This window comes from uncultured Lentibacter sp. (genome assembly GCF_937123735.1).
Lineage (GTDB): Bacteria > Pseudomonadota > Alphaproteobacteria > Rhodobacterales > Rhodobacteraceae > Lentibacter.
This window is the reverse complement of record NZ_CAKZKL010000026.1, coordinates 83529-107898: the sequence shown is the minus strand read 5'-3', so window position 1 is coordinate 107898 and position 24370 is coordinate 83529. Positions and strand designations below refer to the sequence as shown.

The following is a 24370-nucleotide window of genomic DNA, read 5'->3' as shown; positions in this document are numbered from 1 at the left end:
CGTCTCCAGCACCGCAAACAAGCGGCTGTGCTTCTGCACCAGACGGGCAATCGCATAAAGCACCCGCGCGCGCCCGTGGCCGCCGAGCTTCTCCCATTTCGGCTGCGCCTTACGGGCGGCCGCAACGGCCTTGTCCACATCGTCGGCGGTGGCCTGCGTCAGCTCTGCCAGCGTCTCGCCATTGGCAGGGTTGCGGCTGAGAAAGCCCGCGCCCGCCTCGGTAAACACGCCGTCAATAAAATGCCCAAACCGCGCGCCATTGTCGGTGATCCAGGCAAAGGCCTCCGCCGCGCTTTCGGGCGCTTCGCCATAGTCCATGCTGTCGAAAATCTCTTTAACTGTCATAGCCTTACCCTGTCGCATGACGGTATGAAGCCGAGTAGGCCCCCGTCACATAATGTTCCAATTGCCGCTCGATATCGCCCAGCAGGCTCGACGCCCCGAAGCGGAACAAATCGGGCTGAAGCCAGCCATCCCCCAGCTCTTCTTTCATGAGGCTCAGGTAAACCAAACTGTCCTTCGCCTTGCTGATCCCGCCCGCAGGCTTGTAGCCAATGCGAAAGCCCGTCGCCGCCTCATACTCGCGGATCGCGCGGATCATCACGAGGCTCACAGGCAGGGTCGCGTTCACGCTCTCCTTGCCTGTTGATGTCTTGATAAAGTCAGCCCCCGCCATCATGCAAACAAGGCTCGCGCGCGCCACATTGCGCAGGCTGCCAAGCTCGCCCGTGGCCAGAATGGCCTTCACATGCGCATCGCCACAGGCCACGCGAAAGGCGCGCATCTCGTCATAAAGCGCCTGCCAATTTTGCGTCAGAACATGCCGCCGCGAGATCACGATATCAATCTCGCGCGCCCCCGCCTTCACGCTCTCTTCAATCTCTTTGACCCGCAGATGAAAGGGCGAAAGCCCCGCCGGAAAGCCCGTGCTCACAGCAGCAACAGGAATGCCGCTGCCTGCCAGAGCCTCCACCGCAGGGGCAATCATATCGTGGTAAACACAGACAGCGCCCACGGTGATCGGCCCCATGCCGAGCGCGTCGAGAATATCGTCGCGCACAGGCTGGCGCGCCTTGGCGCACAGCCGCGCCACACGCCCCGCCGTGTCATCGCCGGCAAGGGTGGTGAGGTCGATACAGGTGATCGCTTTCAAAAGCCACGCCGCCTGATGCGCCTTCTTCACGCTCCGCCGCGCGCCCAGCGTGCTTGCGCGCCGCTCGATGGCCGAGGTGTTGGCTTGCGCCCGCGCCACCCAGTCAAGGTCCAACGGAAGCCCCGCGTTGCGCGGCGCAGTTGTCTGGGGCAAATACGCCTGTTGGCTATGCTCATCTGTTTTCATGGTCCCGCCCTTTCTGGCCCTTGTGGCGAAAATTTCACGCCACCGAGACAAAGGCAAGGCCCGGCTTTCGCGGCCTAAGCCCGCGTCACCCAGGCCGCCTGCGCCTTGAGCGCGGCTTCGTAAGCGTCGGCCAAGGCCCCCTCGCCCAACAGGCGGATGTCAGCCCCCAGCCAGAAGGCCCGCGTCGCCGCCAGCTCCACACCCATCAGCGCCGCAAGCGCCACGCCGCTCTCACCAGCCAGATCTGCACTGCGCAACAGCCCGGCAAGCCGCTCGGGCTGGCTCATCGCGTCTTGCAAGGTTTCCATATCGGGCGCGCCCTCAGCGCCCAAAGCCTGCGCCAACCGCCCGGTGAGGAACGATTGAAAGCTGACGATCTCTCCTGCCGAAACCTGCACCCAATGGGTCACTTCTCCGGGGAGCAACACAACACCGCCCCACTGCGGCTCGGCGCTGGCGAGCCGTGCCACTTGCTTGCGCGCCGCCACGGGCAAGAGCCCACGCGGGCGCTCCTGATGCAACTCACACCAAGCGCCGCTTTCCGGCGTGGCTTGCGCAGGAACCGTCACGAACTTTGCCAAAACAGTCCTCCTCAGCGCGCGATGAACGGCGCATCAATCTCGATCATGACGGGGCCAATTTGCCCCGCCGTGGGCCGCAGCGCCGCGCGCAGCGCTTCAGGCTCGGCGGCAACGCGGGTATACGGCATCGCGCAGCTCGCCGCCACATGCTCAAACAGCGGTGGTTTCGGGTCACAGCCCACCACGTCGATACCGGCGTTTTCCATGGTCAGCTCGATCTCGCCATAACCGCCGTTGTTCCAGATGATAAAGGCGATCGGCAGCTTTTCCTGCGCGGCGGTCATCAGCTCGGGCAGGGTAAACTGCGCACCGCCATCCCCCGCAATCACAACAACAGGCTGCTCCGGCTTGGCAATCTGCGCCCCGATCCCCGCAGGAATGGCATAGCCCAGCGCGCCAAAGCCGGTGGCCGCATTGAACCAGCCACCGGCCACATCGTGGTCATAATAAAGGTTGCCCGCATAAATCGGCTGGGTGCTGTCGCCCACAATAAGCGCGCCGGGCCGCGCATCGCGGATCACATCCAGCAGGCCACACATCTTGCGGTAGTCCTCGCCCAGCTCCTCCCAAGCGGCCTTGCGCGCCGCTTCTGCCCTGGCCGCGCCATCGCCAATCGGCTTGTCGCGCACCTCGGCCAAAAGCGCCGCAAGCGCTGCGCCCGCATCGGCCCTCAAGGTCATGTCAGCAGGGTGGCGCGCAAGCTGCTCGGCGCAAATATCAATCCGCGCCAGCCGCTTCATTTCGGGCATCTCGCCCAGCGCATACATGTCATAATCCGTCGGCCCAAACTCCGTTCCCACGGCCAACACCATATCCGCCTCACCAATCGCCGTGCGCACCGCCTTCAGGCTCGGGCTCGCTGGAATGCCAAGCGGATGGCGGTGCATCAGCCCGCGCGCATTCACGGTGAGCACCACGGGCGCATCAAGCCGCTCGGCCAGCTGCCCCAGCGCCGCCTCGGCCCGCTTGGCGCCACCGCCAGCAAGGATCACCACGCGCTCTGCTTTCATCAGCGCCGCACCCAGCACGGCAACCGCGCCCGCATCAGGCGCAAGCGGCGCAGGCAGCTCAGGCGCTGCGCCCCCCTTGGCGTGGGTCTGCTTGGCCACATCAATCGGAATCTCGATATGATAAGGCCCGCCGCGCGCGCCGCTCATCCCCGCGAATGCCCCATCAATTGCTGGCATCAGGCTTTCAGCAGTGTCCACCTGCTGGGCCTGAATAGAGACTGTTTTTGACAGCGCCAACTGGTCTGGCAGCTCATGCAAATGGCCCAATCCCTTGCCCAGCGTATGTGTCTTGTTCACGCCAGATACCACCAACATCGGCACGCTATCCGCCCGCGCCTGCGCCATCGCCGTCAGCGTATTTGTCAGCCCCGGCCCGGTGATGACAAAGGCCACCCCCGGCTTGCCCGAAGCGCGCGCATAGCCATCGGCCATAAAGCCGGCTCCCTGCTCGTGGCGCGGCGTAATATGCGCAATCCCCGACGCGGCCAGCCCGCGGTAAAGCTCCACAGTGTGCACCCCGGGAATACCAAAAACATGGCGCACCCCATGCACCTTGAGCCTCTGCACCAGCGCTTCCCCAACTGTCGGCATTTCTGTCTCCTAGCCTTGCGGTGTCATCCCGCGCCGCGCACGGCCGCGCTCCAGCCCGAGCTGGTGTTCACGCCAGATGATGATCACTCCCGCAAGAATGACAAGCCCTGCGCCGCTGATTGTCCGCAAATCGGGAATTTCATTGAAAAACACAACCCCGAAGACAATGGCAAAGAGCATCGAGGCATAATCAAACGGCGCCACAACCGAAGCCGGCGCAAAGCGGTAGGCCGAGGTGAGAAAGATCTGCCCCATGCCGCCCAGCACCCCCGCCATCACCAGCAGAGCCGCCGCCTCCAGGCTCGGAACAACCCAGCCAAACGGCACTGTAAGCAAAGACAGGCAGGCCGATGTGACCGAGAAGTAAAACACAATCGCCGAGGTCTGCTCGGTGGCCACAAGCTTGCGGATATAGATCTGTGCCAGCGCGGCGCAGAGCGCGCCTGTCAACACCAACATCGCACCCAAGGCAGCTGTCTTTTCAACATGGTCGCCCGAAAAGGCGCTCAGCCTCGGCCCCAGAATGACCAAAACCCCCAGCATCCCCAGCGCCACAGCGGCCAGCCGAAAGAGCCGCACTTGCTCGCCCAGAAACATCGCAGCCAGCACAACCGTCAGCAAAGGCGCTGCATATCCAATCGCCGTCACCTCCGGCAGCGGCAAGAGCCCAAGCCCGGCAAAACCAAGCCCCATGGCCGCCGTGCCCACAAAACCACGCCAGAAATGCCCCATAGGAGACGCCGCTTTCAGCCCGGTGCGCAGATCTCCCCGCACGGCCAGCCAGGCCAGAATAACGGGCAGCGCAAAAACCGACCGGAAGAAAACAGCCTGCCCCGCCGGCACTTCCGCCGATGCAGCCTTGATCAGCGAGGCCATGGTGATGAATGTCACAACAGAGCACAGCTTCAGCGCGATGCCTTTCAGCGGAGTCATAGCCCCTCCTTTCGCCGTCAAAGGCAGCCCGGGCGCAAACTGCCCGTCAATCCGGCGCAAGCATGTAGCCCGCCCCGCGCACCGTCTGCAAATAGCGTGGTTGCTTGGGATCACGCTCTATCTTGCGGCGCAACCGGGTGATCTGCACGTCAATCGCCCGTTCCTGCGCCTGCCCGTGGTCGCGGCCCAGCTTTTCCACAAGCTGCACACGGCTGATCGGCGCGCCGGCGGCAACAGCAAATATCTTCATAAGCTGGGTCTCGGTCGCGGTGAGCCGCACAAGCGCGGTGCCCTCCCACAGCTCGCCCCGCTCGATGTCATAGTGATACGCGCCCAACCCCAGAACCTTGGGCCGGATCTCTTCCACCGCAAGCTCGGGCATTCGGCGCAAAATGGCATTGATCCTCAGCAAGAGCTCCTTGGGCTCGAAGGGCTTGGCCAGATAATCATCAGCCCCCGCCTCCAGCCCGACAATCCTATCCTCAGTTTCGCCCTTGGCCGTCAGCAGCAAGACAGGCACCGCCGAGCTCTCGCGCAAAGCTCGGGTCAGCTCAATCCCTGTCTCACCGGGCATCATCACATCCAGGACGATCAGATCAAATTCAAGCCCCGCCAGAAGCCGCCGCGCATGGGCCGCATCGCGCGCACCCGACACAAGAAAACCGGCGCGCATCAGAAATTTCTGCAACAGAAGCCTGATCCGCTCGTCATCATCCACAATCAGCAGATGCGCATCCACATCAGTCATTGGCCTTATCCCTCAAGGCACCATACTTCTTGCGCATCTCTTTATCCATCATAGCTTCCAGCACCTGCCGAAATCCGCGCACCGCCTCAGGCCCCGCCGCCCGATAAGCCGCCCGCATCCGCTCGCGCTGCACCTGAGAGAGCTGCCGTTCCAGCGCCGCGCCGGCCTCTGTCAGATAGAGGTTGCGCTCGCGCCTGTCGCTGCCGCCCACCTTGCCCTCCACAAGACCGTCGGCCATCAGCGTGCGCAACACGCGGTTGAGCGATTGCTTGGTTACACCCAGGATCTCCAGAAGGTTCTTCACGGTGGTCCCCGGCGCGCGCCCGATAAAATGCACAGCCCGGTGGTGGGCGCGACCATAGTTCTGGTCGCGGTGGCGGTTGAGGTCTTCAAGAATACGGTCAGGGTCGGCCGTAAAGCCGCGATAGGCAAAAAACATCCCCTCGATTCCCTGCTGCAATTGCTCGTCCGTCAAAAACAACAGGCTCTCGCCACTGATCGGTTCGCTCATCACCCACACTCTCCTTGCCTGCCGCAAGTTTATGTCAGCTTTGTTGACATTCCAAGACGCAACTGGTAGCGATTCTCAGTTTTTGCGCAACTTTATGTCCGGATCGGACCAATTTGGCGCAACATTCAAAAACTGACGCGGAGGAGACCACTATGTCAGGCTACGATGATCGTGACGGAAAAATCTGGATGGACGGCGCCCTTGTTGACTGGCGCGACGCCAATGTCCACATCCTCAGCCACGCGCTGCACTATGCCAGCTCGGTGTTTGAAGGCGAGCGCTGCTACAACGGCAAGGTGTTCCTCAGCCGCAAACACTCCGAACGCCTGCTGAACTCCGGCAAGCTGCTCGATATGCCAATCCCCTACAGCGTCGATGAAATCGAAGCCGCCAAACGCGCCGTGCTCGATGCCAACGGCCTGAAAGACGCCTATGTCCGCGCCGTTGCCTGGCGTGGGGCCGGCGAAGATATGGGTGTCGCCTCCTCGCGCAACCCGGTGCGCATGGCCGTCGCCGCTTGGGAATGGGGCAGCTACTATGGAGATGCCAAATTCCAGGGCGCCAAGCTCGACATCGCCAAATGGAAACGCCCCTCCCCCGAAACCATTCCAACCTCGGCCAAGGCCGCAGGTCTTTACATGATCTGCACCATGTCCAAACATGCCGCCGAGGCCAAGGGCTGCTCCGATGCCCTCTTCCTGGATTACCGCGGCTATGTGGCCGAGGCCACCGGGGCCAATATCTTCTTTGTCAAAGATGGCGAAGTCCACACCCCTGATCCCGATGCCATCCTCAATGGTCTCACCCGCCAAACCGTGATCAAGATGCTGGAAGAGCGCGGTATCAAAGTGCATGTGCGCCATATCCTGCCCGAAGAGCTGGCCGATTTTGAGCAATGCTGGCTCACAGGCTCCGCCGCCGAAGTCACCCCAGTGGGCCAGATTGGCGAGTTTACCTTCGAGGTCGGCGCGCTCACACGCGACATCGCCGAGGCCTACGACACACTCGTGCGCAGCTAGAACTCTATCCTTCGGCCTCTTCCTCAGGCTCTTTCTTATTGCTCAAAATATCCTGGGGAGAGCGCGAGAGGGGCAAAGCCCCTCTCGCCTTGGTCGGATTGCGCGCAGCGCAATTCGATACTCAGAAATCCACCCCGCGCTGCGCCCTGATGCCCGCTTTGTAAGGGTGCTTCACCTCCTCCATCACGGTCACAAGGTCGGCATAATCCACCAGCCCCTGCGGCGCGTTGCGCCCCGTCAGGATCACCCCGGTGCGCGGGTGGCGCGCGCCCAGCGCGTCCAGAACCGGCGCCAGCGCAATTTGCTCATAACGCAGCGAAATGTTGATCTCGTCCAGCACGATCAAGTCGTAGTCACCGCTCTCCAACATCTCGCGGGCCTTGCCCAGAGCCGCCTCCGCGGCGGCAATGTCGCGCGCACGGTCCTGGCTGTCCCAGGTGAAGCCCTCGCCCATCATGTGCCAGTCCACGCCACCCAGCTTGTCAAAAAACTGCTTCTCGCCAGTGATCCACTTGCCTTTGACAAATTGCACCACCCCCACGCGCTGCCCCCAACCGAGCGCACGGGCAATCACCCCGAAGGCCGAGCTGCTCTTGCCCTTGCCATTGCCCGTGTGCACCAAAACAAGCCCCTTTTCGGGGTCGCGCAGCTCTTTTTGCTTGGCTTGGTGCGCCGCCTGCACCGCTTTCATTCTTGTGCGATACGCTTCTGCCTCTGACACGTCCGTGCTCCCTTCGCCTTTTGCCTGCGGCGCCCCTTGATCGGCGCATTCCGCGAATTTGTCTAAAATACTCTTCAATTTGTCACAGGGCCGGCACGCTTTGGTCAGATTATTCTGGGACGCTTGGCCGTCGCCATCCGCTCTCAGGAGGTCCCCGTTTGACTGCGCCCTTTGTCTTGCCGCTTCGTGCCCCTCTGCGCCGCAGGTCGCGCCGGGCCGTTCTACTGGCTTGGTTGGCCTTTGCGCTCTTGTCCAACTCCCAGGGCGTGGCGCCGGCAGACATGGTCAGCCCCCTTGTCCCGCCTGCGCCCATTCTGATTTCGGCGCTCAACTAGCAGGTTTATACCCCCGTTGCAGCTTGGCCATCCCGCCAATCCAACGCTCGTAATGCGCCACCTTGGCTGTCAGATAGCCCTCCACCTTCGGATGCGGCAAAATCAGGAAGCGCTCCGCTTCCACACCGTCCAGCGCGGCCTTGGCCACCGCTTCGGCGCTCAGCACACCGTCCATGGCGGCGGGGTGGTCCTCTGCTCCGCGAATCATATCGGTGTCAACGCCTTGAGGGCAGAGCACAGACACCCGAATACCATCATCGCGGTGGCTGATCGCAAGGTTCTCGGCAAAGCCGATGGCCGCGTGCTTGGTTGTGGCGTAAGGCGCGCTGCCGATCTGGCTCAACAGCCCTGCGGCCGAGGCTGTCTGCAAGAAATGCCCGCCGCCCCGCGCCCGCATCAAGGGCACAAGCACAGCCGCCGCATGAACATGCGCCATCACATTCACATCCCAGGCGCGCTGCCAGTCTGCCACGCTTGCGCCGGCGGCGTTTTCAAAGCTCAGGTCCAGCGCGCCGATGATGCCCGCGTTGGAGCAGAAAAGCCCGATCGGTCCGGCGCTGGCTTCCACCGCCCCAATCGCGGCGCGCATCTCTGCCGCATCGCTCACATCGAGCGTGTAACTGCTGTCGGCCCCGCAGCTGTTCACGGCATCGGAAATGTCAAAGGCGGCCACATGGGCCGCCCCGCGCGTTTTCAGCTCGGCCACGAGCGCCGCGCCAATCCCCTTGGCCGCGCCGGTGACAACAGCGGTCACACCGCCGATCTGCATCAGCTTGGCGACATGCCGCGCAACCGCTCCGAGCGGCGGCGCAGGAACTCGAGCGTGGTGAGCAGGGCAATCGAGATCACCACAAGGATCGTCGCCACAGCAAGGATCGTCGGGCTGATCTGCTCGCGCAGGCCGGTGAACATCTGCCAGGGCAGGGTTTTCTGGCTCGCCGAGCCAACAAAGAGCACCACCACAACCTCGTCAAAGCTGGTAATAAAGGCGAACAACCCGCCCGAAATAACCCCCGGCAAAATGAGCGGCATCTGGACACGGAAGAAGGTGGTCACAGGGTCCGCACCCATATTGGCCGCCGCGCGGGTGAGCGAGCGGTCAAAGCCCACAAGCGTCGCCGTCACCGTGATGATCACAAAAGGAATGCCCAGCACCGCATGGGCGAGAACAACCTTGATGTAGCCCACCAGGTTCTTGTCCAGCCCCAGCGAGCCTTCCATCCAGTTGCCGATCTGGCTGTAGAAGAAGAACATGCCCGTGGCCGAGATGATGAGCGGAACGATCATCGGCGAAATCAGGATCGCCATGATCGCGCGCCGCCCGGGCACATGGCTCTGGCTCAGCCCAATCGCCGCCAGCGTGCCAAGGGTCACCGAAATTATCGTCGCAATCGGCGCGATGATCAGCGAGTTCTTGAAGCTGCGCTGCCATTCGTTGTTGCTGAAGAAATCCTGGTAATGCTTGAGAGAATACCCCGCAGGGTCAAATCGCAGCATCTCGGGCGTAAAGGTAAAGAAATTCTGCGCATTAAAGCTCAAAGGCAGAACCACCAGAATAGGCGTGATCAGAAAAACAAAAATCACCCCACAGATTGTCCGGAAGCCAAAGTGCCAAAGCACCTGCTGCCATGTCAGATAGGGGGCAAGATAGGCGCGATACCGGCCTTCATAGGCCCAATAGATCAGCCAGCCGCCCAGAGCGCCGATCAGCGCACCAAGAATGGCCGTTGGAAGGCCCCCGGCCGCAAAACCGGCAATGCCAAAGGCAGCAAAGGTTATACCACGGCCCACAGGCTCGTTCTTCAGCAGGTTGATATAGGCCCAGGCCAGCCCAACCATCAGCGCTGCGCCCACAATGGCACCGGTGATACCACTGCCATTTGATGTCCCGATGAACAGGCCGAAGAAGGCGCCAAAGCCGCCCACCATCAAAGCAACCAGCCAAAAGGGTTTGCGCGAAATCGGAGTCAGTGCTGCCATTGTCTTTATCCCAGTTTCACGTTGTCGATGCCGACAATCTTGTCATAGGCCCAGTAAAGAATAAGAACCGCCGCCAGCAGGATCGAGCCAAGCGCAGCCGCAAGCCCCCAGTTGAGCGATGTCGAAATATGATAGGCGATCCGGTTGGAAATAAAGACACCCTTATTGCCGCCCACAATCTCCGGCGTGATGTAATAGCCAATCGCCAGAATGAACACGAGGATCGAACCCGCCCCGATGCCGGGGATAGACTGCGGGAAATACACCCGCCAGAAGGCCGTCCAGTTCGTCGCGCCAAGGCTCTTGGCCGCGCGCAGATAGCTTGGCTGGATCGTTTGCATCACCGAATACATCGGCAAAATCATGAACGGCAGCAAGATATGCGTCATCGCAATGATCGTGCCGGTCGCGTTGTTGATGATAATCAACCGCGAGTCATCGGCAATAAAGCCAAGCCAGACAAGCACATCGTTGATCACACCTTGCTGCTGCAACATCACCTTCCAGGCGCTCGTGCGCACAAGCAGCGAGGTCCAGAAGGGCAAGAGCACAAGGATCATCAGCAGGTTGGCCTGACGCGCAGGCAGGTTCGCCAAAATCCACGCCACAGGATACCCAAGCAAAATACACATGCCGGTGATCACAAGGCTCATCCACATGGTGCGCCCAAACAGCTTGAGCAACACGCGCTTGTCATCATCCTGCATCTGCGCCCCGTCGGGCGTGCGCTTCATATCAACCGCATTGAGAAAATACCCGTTGGTATAATCTACCGAATGGGTCTGCATGATCTTCCAGGTTTCGATCTTGCCCCAGTCTTTGTGGATGTCGATCAGCTTGGCCTTGAAAGGCTCACCGCTGTCCAGATCAAATTTCTTGGCCGCACGGCCTGTCTTGCGAAACAGCGAGGAAAATCCGCTTTCCTCATAGTTCAGCCGCCCGCCAATCCGGGTGTGTTCCTTTTTCTCGGCTGCCGCCTTCATATCACGCGCCAGCGCCGCATAGACGGGCTCATCCGGCAAGGCGCCAGAGCTGGCATCCCACGTTTTCAGCGCCGCAACCGTATAGGGCATGGTGTCTTCTACAATCCGGTTGTCCACCGAGCGAAAGAGCATGGACACAATCGGAATGATAAAAGAGATCAGCACAAAAATAAGCAGCGGTGCAATCAACATCAGGGCTCGGGTCTTCTCAACCCGCAAGGCGCGCGCAAGGCTCCGCTTGAGCGGTGTCCCATCTGCGGCCAAAACTGGCCCGTTTGTCTTGATGTCGCTCATGGTCTTCCCCGTCTGATGTCGGTTATGGGTCGCGTTCGAGGTCTTTTTGCCTCATGCGTTTTGAATACTATCCGGCGCGGATCACATACAAAACCTGAGGGCAAGAAGGGGAGGCCCGCAAAGGCCCCCCCGGCTGTATCGCTTATTTCGCAAGCCAGGCTTGGAATTTCGCGTCCAGATCGTCACGGTTGTCAGCCCACCAGCTGTAATCATAGAGGTGAACGTTGGCCGCGTTGGCAGGGTCTGTTGGCATATGTGGTGCCATGTCGATGCCCAGGTCAGCGTGCTTGCCCACGAGCGGCGCAGACGACTTACGCGCAGGACCGTAGGAGATGTATTTCGCCTGATCGGCCAGACGCTGTGTGTCTGTCGCGAAATATACATAGTCCAGAGCACGCGCTTGGCGCTCGGGTGAAAGGCCCGCAGGGATGATCCAGCCGTCAAGGTCAAATGACTGCATGTCCCAGAGCATACCAATCGGCTGGTTCTGCTCGGCAATCGCCGAGAAGAGGCGGCCGTTGAACGTGGAACCCATCACAACTTCGCCATCGGCGAGAAGCTGGGGTGTTTCCGCACCGGCTGTCCACCAGACAACCTGGTCCTTGATGGTGTCAAGCTTCGCAAGCGCACGGTCGACGCCTGCGTCTGTGCCCAGAACATCATAGATGTCATCTTTGGCAACGCCGTCGCAGTAAAGAGCCCACTCCATGTTGTCGATTGGGCGCTTCTGGAGCGACCGCTTGCCAGGATATGTGGCCAAATCAAAGATATCACACACGGTTGTGGGGGCTTTGTCGCCAACCATGTCGGTGCGATAGCCGAATGTCGTTGAATAAACGATTTGTGGAATGAAGCATTCGCTGACCAGAAGGTCGCCGAAGTCTTCAGAAGCTTTCGTGCCGTCAGGCGCATCTGCCAACATCGTGTCCGGATCAATTTCCAGCGCGAGGCCTTCGTCGCAGAGGCGCATGGCGTCAGAAGCAACCACATCCACAACATCCCATGTGATGTTGTTGGCTTCGTTCATGGCGCGCAGCTTGGCCACGGCTTCAGCCGAGCTGTCATCACTGATGATGTTGACGCCGGTTTTTTCCATGTAAGGCTTGTGATACGCGTTCATTTGCGACGCCGTGTAAGCACCGCCCCATGACACGATGGTCATTTCGTCGGCCATATCCGCCGCACCGGCAACGCCAGCAACCATTGTCAGCGCTGTTGTTGCCATAAGTGTCTTGGTGAATTTCATTTCATTCTCCCGTTATTGCCCTTTTGAACTTTGAGGGTGAGCCTTTTGGGCCGTCAGCACACCCACATCAATCAACGCGCACCGTTGGCGGCCCGCGTGATATTCTCTCTGCCTACGCCTCTAGAGCGCGGCAATCTTCCGCCAGCCAGCCGATCTCGATCTGCTGCCCCGGCTGCAAACGCACCTGGTCGGGCGCGTTGCGCGACTTGATGATGAATTCGTCATTCCCCGCCACGCGCAGGCGTGTGCGGAAAATATCTCCCATGTAGATAAACTCCAGCACCTCGGCTTTGAGCGTGTGGGCATCCGCGTGCAGGCGTGTCTTGTCAAATTCAACCCGCTCCGGACGGATAGACACCGTTGTGCGCTCGCCCACCTTGCTGACATTCACAGGCTTGGCGTCAATCTCTTCACCATTGTCGAGCTGAACCACACATTTGCCATTGCTGATCTGCTTGACCGTGCCGCTGAGCGTGTTGTTCTCGCCGATAAACTGCGCCACGAAGCTGTTTTGCGGGCTTTCGTAAAGCTCGTCCGGTGGCGCGATCTGCTGAATGCGCCCGTCATCAAAAACCGCCACCCGGTCAGACATGGTCAGCGCTTCGGTCTGGTCGTGGGTCACATAAACCGTGGTAATCCCGAGCTCATGCGCCAGATGTGTGATCTCAAACTGCATCTTCTCCCGCAGCTGCTTGTCGAGCGCGCCGAGCGGTTCGTCCATCAGCACAAGCTCCGGCTCAAACACCAGCGCCCGCGCGAGCGCCACCCGCTGCTGCTGCCCGCCCGAAAGCTGCGCCGGGCGGCGGCCGCCAAAGCTGCCCATCTCGACCATATCCAAGGCCCGCTTGACCTTGGCCTCACGGTCCGATTTTCCGATCTTGCGGACCTCAAGCGGGAAGCTGAGGTTCTCTGCAATCGTCATATGGGGGAAAAGCGCATAATTCTGGAACACCATGCCAATACCGCGCTTGTGCGGCGGAATGTTGTTGATGCTCACACCGTCAATCTTGATCTCGCCATGCGTCGCTGTTTCAAAGCCCGCCAGCATCATCAGGCAGGTCGTCTTGCCCGACCCTGATGGCCCCAACATTGTCAGAAACTCGCCCTTTGGCAAAGTCAGGTTCAGGTCTTTTACAACAAGCGTCTCGCCATCATAACTCTTCTGCACACGTTCGAACGCTACGAACGCATCTTCATTCTGCGTGTTGGCCAAAATCGGCTCCCCGTCGTTAGTCGTGGCTTCAGCCACTTATTGCCGCACATCTAACCCTAGGTGAGGGGAGTCATGCAACAGTTTAACCCATTATTTTTTTATGGCGCAGATCTCGCAGATATTCTGTCAGAATGCGCACAAAAACTTGGTGTTTGCGCCAGCTTGTTGCGCCCACCGCCCGTTTTTCAGACACAATCTTTCACCCCGCCTAATAGTTAACCTATGTATAAATCCGGAATCACACCACAGCCGGGCCTGCAAATGTCGCTAATTACCCAATCAGGGCGTTTTGGCGGCTAGACCGCGCCAGCCAGATCCTTCCCTATGGCCTCACCACAACCCAATTCAGGCCGCGCAGATGAATTTCCACAGAACCCCCTTCTCCGAAACCGAATATACCGCCCGCCTCGCCAAGACACGCGCCGCAATGGAGGCCGCAGGCATCGACCTGCTCTATGTGCAAGACCCCTCCAATATGGCCTGGCTCACAGGCTATGACGGCTGGTCTTTCTACGTCCACCAAGGGGTGATCATCACCCATGATGACGCGCCCCATTGGTGGGGCCGCCGCCAAGATGCAAACGGCGCCCTGCGCACCGTCTATATGGAAGACAGCCACGTCCACGGCTACGCCGACAACTACGTCCAATCCACCGAGCGCCACCCGATGCAAGATCTGGCCGCGCGTATCAAGGCCATCGGCAAGGAAGATGTCCGCATCGGTGTCGAGATGGACAATTACTATTTTTCCGCCAAAGCCTTCCAGACCCTGCTCACAGAGCTGCCGAATGCACAGTTCCTTGATGCCACAGCGCTGGTCAACTGGCAGCGCACCGTGAAATCCGAAGAAGAGCTGGTCTTCATGCGCCGCGCCGCCGCCATTTCCGAGCGGATCATCGACGGCCTCATAGAGCGCGTCGAGCCGGGCGTGCCCAAAAACGAAATCGTCGCCGAAGTACAGCGCGACGCGATCCGCGGCGCCGATGGCCACTGGGGCGATTATGCGGCCATCGTGCCGCTTCTGCCCTCAGGCTCCGATGCCGCCGCGCCCCACCTCACATGGGATGGCCGCCCCTTCGCCAAGGGCGAAGCCACCTTTTTTGAAATCTCCGGCTGCTACCGCCGCTATCACGCCCCCCTCTGCCGCACGATCTTTCTGGGCGAGCCGTCAGACTTCCTCAAGCGCGCCGAGGCGGCCCTTGTGGAAGGGCTTGAAGCGGGCCTTGAAAAAGCCCGCGCCGGCAACCGCGCCTGCGACATCGCCAATGCCCTCGCAGCGCCCTTGGAAAAAGCCGGGATCGAGCGCGGCGCGCGCTGCGGCTACCCCATCGGCCTCAGCTACCCGCCCGACTGGGGCGAGCGCACCGTCAGCTTGCGCGCCGAGGATGAAACCGTGCTGCAACCTGGCATGACCTTTCACTTCATGCCCGGCCTCTGGATGGACGATTGGGGCATGGAAATCACCGAAACCATCCTCATCCGCGAAGACGGCCCCGCCGAAGCGCTCTGCAACCGCCCCCGCAAGATGTTTGTGAAGCCATGACAACCCTCGCCCGCACCGTCGACCTGTTGGAAAAGCTGATCGCCTTTCCAACCATCTCTCCGGACAGCAACCTCGCGATGATCGCCTTCATGGCCGATCATCTGGGCCAGCTCGGCGCGCGGGTGACAACCTACAGCGCGCCCTGCGGCACCAAGGCCAACCTCTTCGCCACGCTGGGGCCCGAGGGCGACGGCGGCATCGTCCTTTCAGGCCACTCCGATGTTGTGCCCGTGACAGATCAGGACTGGACAAGCGACCCCTTCACCCTGACCGACCGCGACGGGCTGCTCTTTGGCCGTGGCACCTGTGATATGAAGGGCTTTATCGCCGCCACGCTCGCCATGGCCGAGGCCTACGCCGCGCTGCCGCTCACCCGCCCCGTCCACTTCGCCTTCACCCATGACGAAGAGACAGGCTGTATCGGCGCACAAGCGCTGGTGAAAGAGCTTCAGGCACAGGGGCTGAAACCCGCCATCGCCATCATCGGTGAACCCACCGAAATGCGCATCATCGAGGGCCACAAAGGCTGCTGCGAATACACCACGCGCTTCACCGGCCTTGAGGGCCACGGCAGCCAGCCGGAGCGCGGAGTCAACGCCGCCGAATATGCGGTGCGCTATGTGACAAAGCTGATGGAGCTGCGCAGTGATCTGATGGCGCGCGCCCCCGAAGGGAGCCGCTTTGAGCCACCCTATACAACCGTGAACATCGGCCGTATCGCCGGTGGCGTGGCCCCCAACGTGATCGTCGGCAAAGCCGAAGTCGACTGGGAGTTCCGCCCCGTTCAGGACAGTGATTACACATTCGTGCACAAGGCGCTCGATGCCTACACGCAAAAGACACTCCTCCCCGCCATGCGCGCGGTCCACCCCGCCGCCGATATCGAAGTCGAGACACTGGGCGAGGTGGCGGGCCTGATGCCGATGGAAGAGAACGAAGCCCGCGATCTCTGTGCAGCCCTCACGGGCGGGAACGGCGTCGATGTCGTCGCCTTCGGAACCGAGGCGGGCCTCTTCCAACAGCTCGGCATGTCCGCCGTGGTCTGCGGGCCGGGCAGCATCGCACAGGCGCATAAGCCCGACGAATTCATCGCCCCCGACCAGTTGCAAGCCTGCCTCAACATGCTGGACGGCCTCGGCAAGAAACTCACCGCTTGAGCGGCAGAACGGGGCTGGACAGGGCGCTCCCGCCGAAGCTGATTTGCATCACAGATGCAAACGCTTCTGTTGGGCCCGGCACGGCGCGCAGACGGCCCTGCCGCCTGCCCACCGCGCTCCACCGCACGGTGCATTACCTAATTTTCCCTTAACAAGGGGGCGCTTCAGCCGGTGCACATATGGTGCACGCCCTGTGCACGCTTTTCACCCCCGCCTCTTTCGGCCCCGCCAAAACAGTTAACGCCTCAAAACGCAGCTCGAAAAAGCTCTTTCTTATTGCTCCAAATATCCCATCTCAACCGCGCAGCACGTGCGCTCTATCGGTCATCGCGCTTGCTTCGCAAACTGCTTGAGGGGGTCTGGGGGACAGCGTCCCCCAGCGGGTCGGCGCAAGCCGAAACCCCTCAGCTCATCGCCTTGAACAGCCCCGCCGCTTTCACGTTTTCATAGCCCTCGTCGAGCGCCTTTCTGGCGCGCGCACTCAACATGTCAATCTCGGCTTTCGTGATCACCAGAGGTGGCGAAATCACCATCCGGTCGCCCACATGGCGCATGATCAAATTGTTGGCAAAACAGCGCTCGCGCACCATGAATCCAACAGTCCCCACATCGGCGGCAAACTTCGCCCGCGTGGTCTTGTCCGGCGTCAGCGCGAGCGAGCCCATCATGCCCACAACCTTCACTTCGCCCACCATCGGATGGTCACCAAGGCTCTCGAATTTCTCTTTCAAATAAGGCGCAAGCTCGTTGGCCGCATGGGTCACAATGCCCTCCTCATCCAGAATACGCAGGTTCTCCAAAGCCACAGCCGCCGCCACAGGATGGCCCGAATAGGTATAGCCGTGGTTGAACTCGCAAGCGCCCAGAACGGCGGCGATATCCTCGTTCACAATGCTTGCCGAAATCGGCGCATAGCCCGAGCTCAGCCCCTTGGCCACAGTCATCATATCCGGCTTGATTCCCATGGTTTGCGAGCCAAACCAGTTGCCCGTTCGGCCAAAGCCACAGATCACCTCATCAGCGATGAGCAGGATCTCGTATTTGTCACAAATTCGTTGAATTTCAGGCCAGTAGGTGCTCGGCGGCACGATAACACCCCCCGCGCCCTGAATGGGCTCGGCGATGAAAGCGGCGACGCGGTTTTCCCCCAGCTCAAGGATCGCCTTCTCCAGCTGCTGTGCGCGCTCAAGGCCAAAATCCTCAGGGCTCATATCGCCCCCCTCCGACCACCAGTTCGGCTGGTCGATGTGGTGGATATCCGGGATCATCCCGCTCTGCGCGTGCATCCCCGCCATGCCGCCCAAGGCCGAAGAAGCCACAGAGGAGCCGTGATAGGCGTTCTTGCGGCTGATGATCACGGTCTTCTCGGGCTGGCCCTTTTCCTGCCAATAGGTCCGCACAATGCGGATATTGGTGTCATTGGCCTCCGAGCCGGAATTGGAGAAGAAAACATGGTTAAGATCGCCCGGCGCAAGCTCGGCCAGCCGCTCGGCCAGCGCGATTACGGGCACATGGGTGGTCTGGAAAAATGTGTTGTAATAGGGCAGCTCGCGCATCTGCCGCGCCGCCACCTCGGCCAGCTCGTCGCGTCCGTAGCCGATGTTCACACACCACAACCCCGCCATGCCATCGAGGATGTCGTTCCCGTCACTGTCTGTCAGGGTCGAGCCTTTGGCCCGGGTGATCACCCGTGCGCCCTTCTTGGCCAGGTCATCGCCTGTGGTGAAAGGGTGCATATGGTGGGCCGCATCAAGGCGTTGCAGCTCTTCGGTCGGCATATGGTTGGTGATCAATGTCATGTGAAACTCCCCGCTGCGCGGCAAGGCCACGCGATCAATTTCGTCTCCATCAGAATATGATCAAATTATTTTCTGTCAATCACTACCGCCCTCGGCCAGCGCACGGCGCACTTGCTCCATGCCCTGAATGACATCCTCCCGCATGGCCTTTGCGGCCGCCTGCGCATCGCCCGCACGCATGGCGCTGAGCGCCTCGTGATGCTGATCGGGGAGGTTCTCCGTGCCGACACGCCCGCAGACCACACGCAAAGATGGCCCAAATCTTAGCCAAAGCCCATCGGCCAGTGCGGAAAGAATAGGCGCCTCGGCCATGGAGTAAAGACGGGCATGAAAGCGGTAATTCTGCTCCAGATAGCTGCGCACATCGCCTCGGGCGATGGCGGCGTCCAATGCGCTGTCAATCTGGGTCAGCTCCTCAATGGTGCTGTCGGTTGCCCGCTCTGTGGCGCGCACAACCAGCTGTGGCTCAATTGCCTGTCGTGCGAATATCAGCTCGTTCACATGTGACACCGTCAGCACAGGCACAACAACGCGGCGGTTTCCCATAAACTCAAGGGCTCCCTCCGCCGTAAGCCGGCGAATGGCCTCCCGCACCGGTGTCATCCCTGCGCCCAGCATGTCGCAGATCCCCTGAATGGTCACCGCCTGGCCAGGTGCCAGCTCCCCGAACAACAGCAGATCACGCAGCGCCCGGTAGACTTTTTCATGCGCTGGCAACTCGGCAGACGCCCTCTCGGGATAGGCCAAAAAACTGACCAGTTGGGCCATGTTTTCGGGGTCGTGAGTCATAGGCGCTCCTTCCGAATCTCTTGCAATTTTCCGCGCGTCATGCAGGCATCTTAATTGAAATGTTGCCAAGACAGTCAAAACTTGATCAAATATTTCGTCAAGGGGAATGACCTCTTTCACAGGGAGAAAGCAAATATGAAAACCCATCTGCTCACCGCAGTCGCATCCCTCGCCCTTCTCGCAGGCATGGCCTCGGCTGATGAAGTGCGGGTCTACAACTGGTCTGATTATATCGATGAAGACCTGCTCGCCAAATTTGAAGACGAAACCGGACTCAAACTGATCTATGACGTGTTTGATTCAAACGAAGTGCTCGAAACAAAGATGCTCGCCGGTGGCTCGGGCTATGATGTTGTGGTGCCTTCGGGCACCTTCCTGCAACGCCAGATCTCTGCCGGGGCTTTCCAGAAGCTCGATCCGGCCCAGCTGCCCAACGCGGGCAACCTGTGGGACGTGATCCAGCAACGCACCGATCAATATGACCCCGGTGGCGCCTACTCTATCAACTATATGTGGGGCACCACAGGCATCGGCTATAATGTGGGCAAAGTAACGGCGGCCCTCGGTGAAGATGCACCGCTTGATAGCTGGGAGCTGGTTTTTGACCCCGCCAATATGGAAAAGCTGGCCGAGTGCGGTGTTTATTTCCTTGATGCCCCTGCCGAGATGATCCCGGCTGCGCTCAACTACATCGGCGAAGACCCCGACAGCCAAGACCCGGAGGTCATCGCCAAGGCTGAAGCGGTTTTCACCGCCATCCGCCCCTATATTCGCAAGTTCCACAGCTCGGAATACATCACAGCGCTGGCCAATGGCGATATCTGTGTTGCGGTTGGCTGGTCTGGTGACGTGTTCCAAGCACAGTTCAGCGCATCCGAAGCTGAAAACGGGCATGAGATAGACTACTCCATCCCCAAGCAGGGCGCGCAGATGTGGTTTGACCAAATGGCCATCCCGGCGGATGCCCCAAACCCTGAGGGCGCGCATAAGTTTATCAACTTCATCCTTGATGCACAGAACTCGGCCGCTGCCACAAACTATGTCTGGTATGCGTCCGGCAACAAGGCGGCCCAGGAATTCATTGATCAGGAGATCCTGGATTATCCAGCGGTCTATCCAGACGAGGAAACGCTGCAAAACCTGTTCACGACACGGCCTTACCCGGCCAAAGTCCAGCGGGTTGTCACACGGCTCTGGACAAAAATAAAATCAGGCACATAAGCCTGATCAGCAGCCCGCAAACTCCGGTTTGCGGGCTTTTCAAACCTCGGGGGACTCAATGGCTCAAACCGTTTTCGCACCATGGGAAAACGCGGATGAAAAACCGCTTATCCAGTTCAAGAACGTGACCAAACGCTTTGGTGATTTCGTTGCCATCGACAACCTCACACAAGATATTTACGCGCGCGAGTTCTTTGCGTTGCTCGGCCCCTCGGGCTGCGGCAAGACCACCATGATGCGGATGCTCGCGGGGTTTGAAACCCCGACAGAAGGCCAGATCCTGATTGCCGGACAAGATATGGCGGGCGTGCCGCCCAACAAGCGCGCCGTCAACATGATGTTTCAATCCTATGCGCTCTTTCCCCATCTGACTGTGGCAGACAATATCGCCTTCGGCCTCAAACGCGAGGGCAAGGCGGGGGCCGAGCTGGACGCCCGCGTCGAGGAGATGCTGCGCCTCACGCGGCTGACCAAATTCGCCAAGCGCAAACCCCATCAGATTTCCGGCGGTCAACGCCAGCGCGTTGCCCTTGCCCGCGCGCTCGCCAAGGCGCCGAAGCTTCTGCTGCTCGATGAGCCACTCGGCGCACTCGACAAGAAGCTGCGCCAGGATACCCAGTTCGAACTGATGGATATTCAGGAAAAAACCGGCACAACTTTCGTGATTGTCACCCATGATCAGGAAGAGGCCATGACAGTCGCCTCCCGCGTGGCGGTGATGGATGAGGGCCAGATCATTCAGGTGGCCACCCCCGCCGATATCTACGAGCGGCCCAACTCCGTCTATGTCGCCGATTTTATCGGGGATGTGAACATCCTGCACGGCCACGCAAGCCGCAACGCAGACGGCTATGACATTGCCTATGGCGAGGGCAAGCCCGCGCTCCATGCCAAAACCACCACAAACCTTGGCGAAAGCGGCAAATGTGCGCTGGCCATTCGGCCAGAAAAGATCTCCATCACCGCGCAAAAGCCTGCCAAGGTCACAAACGCCATCAAAGGCAAGATCATCGACATCGCCTATCTTGGAAATCTCTCGACATATCATGTTGAAATCGAGGGTGGCCAGATGATCAAGGCCCAGACAGCCAACACCACAAGGCTTGAGCGCCGCAGCTTCACCTGGGAAGACACCGTCTGGCTCAGCTGGACAGACACTGCCGCCATCGTGCTGGAGGGCTGAGCCATGCGCCGCTTCACCCTCATCGCTGTGCCATATCTCTGGCTGCTTGTTCTCTTTCTCGTGCCCTTTGCGATCGTCTTCAAGATCAGCCTGAGCGACACGGCTCTGGCGATTCCGCCCTACGCGCCCACGCTTGACCTGTCGTCTGGCTGGGCAGGGCTGCGCAGTTTCTTCGCAGAGCTTGATCTGGAGAATTTCTGGTTCCTCACCACGGATGATCTCTACTGGAAGGCCTACCTCAGCTCGCTGCAAATTGCTGCGCTCTCGACCGTGTTCACGCTGCTGGTTGGCTATCCGATTGCCTATGCCATGGCCCAAGCCGAAGACGCCTGGCGCCCCACATTGATGATGCTGGTGATCCTGCCGTTCTGGACGAGCTTTCTGATCCGCGTCTATTCTTGGATCGGAATTCTGTCCAACGAGGGCTTTCTCAACCAGTTCCTGATCTGGAGCGGCCTGATCTCGGAGCCGCTGATCATTCTCAATACGAACACCGCCGTCTACATCGGCATTGTTTACACCTATCTGCCTTTCATGATCCTGCCGATATATGCCGCGCTTGAAAAGCTCGACAGCTCTCTGCTGGAAGCTGCCGAAGACTTGGGCTGCTCGCGGCTCACCGCCTTTTGGCTGGTCACCATCCCGCTGAGCAAACAAGGGATCATCGCGGGTTGTTTTCTGGTGTTCATCCCCGCACTGGGCGAATTTGTCATCCCCTCGCTTCTGGGTGGATCGCAAACCCTGATGATCGGCAAGGTGCTGTTTGAGGAGTTTTTCTCCAACCGCGACTGGCCAGTGGCCTCGGCTGTGGCTGTTATCCTGCTGCTGATCCTCATCATCCCGATCGTGTTGTTTCAGCGCAACGAGCAAAAGCAGCGGGAGGCGGAGGGCCAATGAGACTGTCCGACCGGCGCAGCCTGTTTGTTTCAAATTTCGCTGCGCGAAATCCGACCGAGGCGGGGGACGCTGTCCCCCGCACCCCCTGGGATATTTGTGGCAATAAGAAAGAGGGAGGCGAGCAAGAGACATGAGACGTTTCACTTGGTTCAATGCCACATCTCTCACCATCGGCTTTCTTTTTCTGTATCTACCGATGCTCATTCTGGTGGTCTACAGTTTCAACGAATCCAAGCTGGTGACGGTTTGGGCGGGCTTCTCGACAAAATGGTATGGTGAGCTTTTCCAAAACGAGGCCTTCCTTGATGCGGCCCTGGTCACCCTGAAGGTTGCTGTTGTCAGCTCGACCATTGCCTCTGTTCTGGGCACCATGGCCGCCTATGTTTTGGTGCGCGGCGGCCGGTTCATGGGCCGCACGCTCTTTTCCGGAATGATCTATGCTCCGCTCGTTATGCCCGAGGTCATCACCGGGCTGTCGCTCTTGCTCCTGTTCATCGGTATTGGGCTGGATCGCGGTGTGCTTACCATTGTTCTGGCACATACCACCTTCTCCATGTGCTATGTTTCTGTGGTTGTGTCGTCGCGGCTTGTCAGCTTTGATCGCTCGCTTGAAGAGGCAGCACTTGACCTGGGGTGCTCACCCTTTGAGGCTTTCCGCCTTGTGACGCTCCCTATCATAGCCCCCGCTGTTATCTCGGGCTGGCTGCTGGCCTTCACCCTTTCGCTGGATGATCTTGTGATCGCCTCCTTCACCGCCGGCCCCTCGGCCACCACGCTGCCAATCAAGATATTTTCAGCCGTGCGGCTTGGAGTTTCCCCCGAAATCAACGCGCTCTCCACCATCATGATCAGCATTGTCACTGTTGGTGTCATCACCGCCTCGCTCATGTCCAAGCGGGCAACACTTCGTCAAAGGCGCGAAGAGAGGGCCGCCGAGCGCATGGCTGATTGATGCGCCGGATCTACCCCGATCATGCCTATTCAGACGCGCGCAGTGATGGTTGCTATTGGGCAACTACAGTGCCGGACAGCGCGCTTGAACGCCCGCCGCTGCTCGGGGCGCAAAAAGCTGACGTCGCCATCATAGGCGCAGGGTTTACCGGCCTGTCTGCGGCACTGGCTCTGGCGCAGGCCGGGGTGTCTGTTGCCTTGCTTGATGCGGGGTTCCCGGGCTGGGGAGCTTCAGGGCGCAACGGAGGTTTCTGCTGTCTGGGTGGGGCGATGGCCAGCGACCTCATGCTCGACAGGCAGTTTGGCAAACCTGCACGGCTGGCCTACCGACAAGCCGAAATCGCAGCGGTGCACCACGTCGCAACAACCTTGGACACCTACAAGATCCAAGCCCAAACCCACAGCAAAGGCGAAACCCAACTCGCCCATAAGAGCTCCATAGACTTCACTGATCAGGCCAGGGCGATCGAGGAAAACTACGGCGTCTCGCCGATCCTTCATAGCAAGTCAGAGCTGCCCGCGCTTGGCATGTCCGGCCCGTTTCACAGCGCACTGACAACCCCGATAGGCTTCGGGCTAAACCCGCGCCGATACCTTGCCGGCCTTTTGTCCGCAGCAAAGGCTGCCGGCGTTCGCGTCTTTGGCCGCAGTCCTGTGCAAAACATCACCCATAGCGCCGGCTACCACCTCGCGACGCCACAGGGCATCCTCAGCGCTGAAAACATCATCGTCGCGACCAATGGCTACGCCTCAGAAGATTTGCCACCGTGGATGGCCGCGCGCTATCTGCCCGCTCAATCCTCCGTCATAGTCACCCGCGAGATGACAAAGACAGAGCTCGCCAACGGCTGGAACTCCGATCAAGCCGCCTATGACAGCCGCACGCTTCTGCATTACTTCCGCCTGATGCCGGGCCGCCGCTTCCTCTTTGGAATGCGCGGTGGCCTCAACTCCTCGGCGGCGTCCGAAGCGCGCAACCGCCGCAAGATCCGCGCCGATTTCGAGGCCATGTTCCCCGCGTGGGCCCATGTAGAAACGCCCTACCACTGGTCGGGCATGGTCTGCCTCTCTGCCAACCTCACACCCTTTGCCGGTGCCATCCCCGAGATGCCCGGCGCCTATGCCGGCTTTGCCTACCATGGCAATGGCGTCGCTATGGGCAGCTATACAGGCGTGCTCTTGGCCGACCAGATCCTTGGCACAGACAAATTGCACAGGCCCAAACTGATGGCACAGCCTCCCAAACGCTTTCCTCTTGGCCGCGCTCGCCGTGCCCTCATGTATGCCGCCTATGCCGCAGCAACCCTCAGAGATCTCTAACCCTTC

At 60.0% G+C, this 24370-nt stretch carries 23 protein-coding genes; 8 read left to right on the top strand and 15 right to left on the bottom strand.

Annotation, left to right across the window (positions count from 1 at the left end):
* From Q0478_RS07010 to Q0478_RS06980, 7 genes are all read right to left on the bottom strand, one after another.
* On the bottom strand, window positions 1-345 hold a 345-nt coding region (locus Q0478_RS07010; RefSeq protein WP_298677569.1), incomplete at its 3' end, for an aldehyde dehydrogenase family protein.
* A 4-nt stretch (window positions 346-349) separates the two neighbouring features.
* Window positions 350-1339, bottom strand: coding sequence for a deoxyribose-phosphate aldolase (gene deoC, locus Q0478_RS07005; RefSeq protein WP_298677568.1), 990 nt, complete (start codon window positions 1337-1339; stop codon window positions 350-352).
* A gap of 74 nt (window positions 1340-1413) precedes the next feature.
* Window positions 1414-1920, bottom strand: a complete 507-nt coding sequence (locus Q0478_RS07000; protein WP_298677565.1) for a 2-dehydro-3-deoxygalactonokinase — start codon at window positions 1918-1920, stop codon at window positions 1414-1416.
* Window positions 1921-1931: 11 nt separating this feature from the next.
* Window positions 1932-3521, bottom strand: coding sequence for a 5-guanidino-2-oxopentanoate decarboxylase (locus Q0478_RS06995; RefSeq protein WP_298677562.1), 1590 nt, complete (start codon window positions 3519-3521; stop codon window positions 1932-1934).
* Window positions 3522-3530: 9 nt separating this feature from the next.
* Complete coding sequence (locus tag Q0478_RS06990; protein WP_298677559.1) at window positions 3531-4454, bottom strand: DMT family transporter; 924 nt, start codon at window positions 4452-4454, stop codon at window positions 3531-3533.
* Window positions 4455-4500: 46 nt separating this feature from the next.
* Window positions 4501-5202 carry a response regulator gene (locus Q0478_RS06985; RefSeq protein ID WP_298677557.1) on the bottom strand — a complete coding sequence of 234 codons (702 nt, stop codon included), beginning with the start codon at window positions 5200-5202 and terminating at the stop codon, window positions 4501-4503.
* Window positions 5195-5713 carry a MarR family transcriptional regulator gene (locus tag Q0478_RS06980; RefSeq protein ID WP_298677554.1) on the bottom strand — a complete coding sequence of 173 codons (519 nt, stop codon included), beginning with the start codon at window positions 5711-5713 and terminating at the stop codon, window positions 5195-5197. The genes Q0478_RS06985 and Q0478_RS06980 overlap by 8 nt, the downstream gene beginning before the upstream one ends.
* A gap of 152 nt (window positions 5714-5865) precedes the next feature.
* Between Q0478_RS06980 and Q0478_RS06975 the strand changes: the two genes are divergently transcribed.
* Window positions 5866-6732, top strand: coding sequence for a branched-chain amino acid aminotransferase (locus Q0478_RS06975; protein WP_298677552.1), 867 nt, complete (start codon window positions 5866-5868; stop codon window positions 6730-6732).
* Window positions 6733-6853: 121 nt separating this feature from the next.
* Here the strand turns inward: Q0478_RS06975 and cobO are convergent, their stop codons facing one another.
* From cobO to Q0478_RS06945, 6 genes are all read right to left on the bottom strand, one after another.
* Window positions 6854-7453, bottom strand: a complete 600-nt coding sequence (cobO, locus tag Q0478_RS06970) for a cob(I)yrinic acid a,c-diamide adenosyltransferase (protein WP_298677549.1) — start codon at window positions 7451-7453, stop codon at window positions 6854-6856.
* 327 nt (window positions 7454-7780) lie between these two features.
* Window positions 7781-8542, bottom strand: a complete 762-nt coding sequence (locus Q0478_RS06965; RefSeq protein WP_366914902.1) for an SDR family NAD(P)-dependent oxidoreductase — start codon at window positions 8540-8542, stop codon at window positions 7781-7783.
* 14 nt (window positions 8543-8556) lie between these two features.
* On the bottom strand, window positions 8557-9768 hold the full coding sequence (locus Q0478_RS06960) for an ABC transporter permease (protein ID WP_298677545.1): 1212 nt from the start codon (window positions 9766-9768) through the stop codon (window positions 8557-8559).
* Between the two features lie 5 nt (window positions 9769-9773).
* Window positions 9774-11045 carry an ABC transporter permease gene (locus Q0478_RS06955; protein ID WP_298677543.1) on the bottom strand — a complete coding sequence of 424 codons (1272 nt, stop codon included), beginning with the start codon at window positions 11043-11045 and terminating at the stop codon, window positions 9774-9776.
* A gap of 142 nt (window positions 11046-11187) precedes the next feature.
* Window positions 11188-12291 carry an extracellular solute-binding protein gene (locus Q0478_RS06950; RefSeq protein WP_298677541.1) on the bottom strand — a complete coding sequence of 368 codons (1104 nt, stop codon included), beginning with the start codon at window positions 12289-12291 and terminating at the stop codon, window positions 11188-11190.
* Window positions 12292-12403: 112 nt separating this feature from the next.
* On the bottom strand, window positions 12404-13504 hold the full coding sequence (locus Q0478_RS06945) for an ABC transporter ATP-binding protein (protein ID WP_298677539.1): 1101 nt from the start codon (window positions 13502-13504) through the stop codon (window positions 12404-12406).
* 358 nt (window positions 13505-13862) lie between these two features.
* On the opposite strand from Q0478_RS06945, the gene Q0478_RS06940 reads away from it, so the two are divergent.
* Window positions 13863-15047, top strand: coding sequence for a M24 family metallopeptidase (locus Q0478_RS06940; RefSeq protein WP_298677537.1), 1185 nt, complete (start codon window positions 13863-13865; stop codon window positions 15045-15047).
* The gene (gene argE / locus Q0478_RS06935) at window positions 15044-16204 is read left to right on the top strand and encodes an acetylornithine deacetylase (RefSeq protein WP_298677535.1); all 1161 of its coding nucleotides are present in this window, start codon (window positions 15044-15046) and stop codon (window positions 16202-16204) included. The genes Q0478_RS06940 and argE overlap by 4 nt, the downstream gene beginning before the upstream one ends.
* 404 nt (window positions 16205-16608) lie before the next feature.
* Here argE and Q0478_RS06930 read toward each other — a convergent pair whose 3' ends face one another.
* Together Q0478_RS06930 and Q0478_RS06925 are read right to left on the bottom strand one after the other, a co-directional pair.
* The gene (locus Q0478_RS06930) at window positions 16609-18003 is read right to left on the bottom strand and encodes an aspartate aminotransferase family protein (protein ID WP_298677533.1); all 1395 of its coding nucleotides are present in this window, start codon (window positions 18001-18003) and stop codon (window positions 16609-16611) included.
* Window positions 18004-18078: 75 nt separating this feature from the next.
* The gene (locus Q0478_RS06925; RefSeq protein WP_298677576.1) at window positions 18079-18771 is read right to left on the bottom strand and encodes a GntR family transcriptional regulator; all 693 of its coding nucleotides are present in this window, start codon (window positions 18769-18771) and stop codon (window positions 18079-18081) included.
* Between the two features lie 156 nt (window positions 18772-18927).
* Between Q0478_RS06925 and Q0478_RS06920 the strand changes: the two genes are divergently transcribed.
* From Q0478_RS06920 to Q0478_RS06900, 5 genes are all read left to right on the top strand, one after another.
* Window positions 18928-20013, top strand: a complete 1086-nt coding sequence (locus tag Q0478_RS06920) for a polyamine ABC transporter substrate-binding protein (RefSeq protein ID WP_298677532.1) — start codon at window positions 18928-18930, stop codon at window positions 20011-20013.
* 58 nt (window positions 20014-20071) lie between these two features.
* Window positions 20072-21196 (top strand): ABC transporter ATP-binding protein, encoded by a 1125-nt coding sequence (locus Q0478_RS06915; protein WP_298677530.1) that lies wholly within the window; start codon window positions 20072-20074, stop codon window positions 21194-21196.
* 3 nt (window positions 21197-21199) lie between these two features.
* Window positions 21200-22093, top strand: a complete 894-nt coding sequence (locus tag Q0478_RS06910; RefSeq protein WP_298677528.1) for an ABC transporter permease subunit — start codon at window positions 21200-21202, stop codon at window positions 22091-22093.
* 130 nt (window positions 22094-22223) lie between these two features.
* Complete coding sequence (locus Q0478_RS06905; RefSeq protein WP_298677527.1) at window positions 22224-23045, top strand: ABC transporter permease; 822 nt, start codon at window positions 22224-22226, stop codon at window positions 23043-23045.
* Complete coding sequence (locus Q0478_RS06900; RefSeq protein WP_298677525.1) at window positions 23045-24364, top strand: FAD-binding oxidoreductase; 1320 nt, start codon at window positions 23045-23047, stop codon at window positions 24362-24364. The genes Q0478_RS06905 and Q0478_RS06900 overlap by 1 nt, the downstream gene beginning before the upstream one ends.
* Window positions 24365-24370 lie beyond the last annotated feature (6 nt).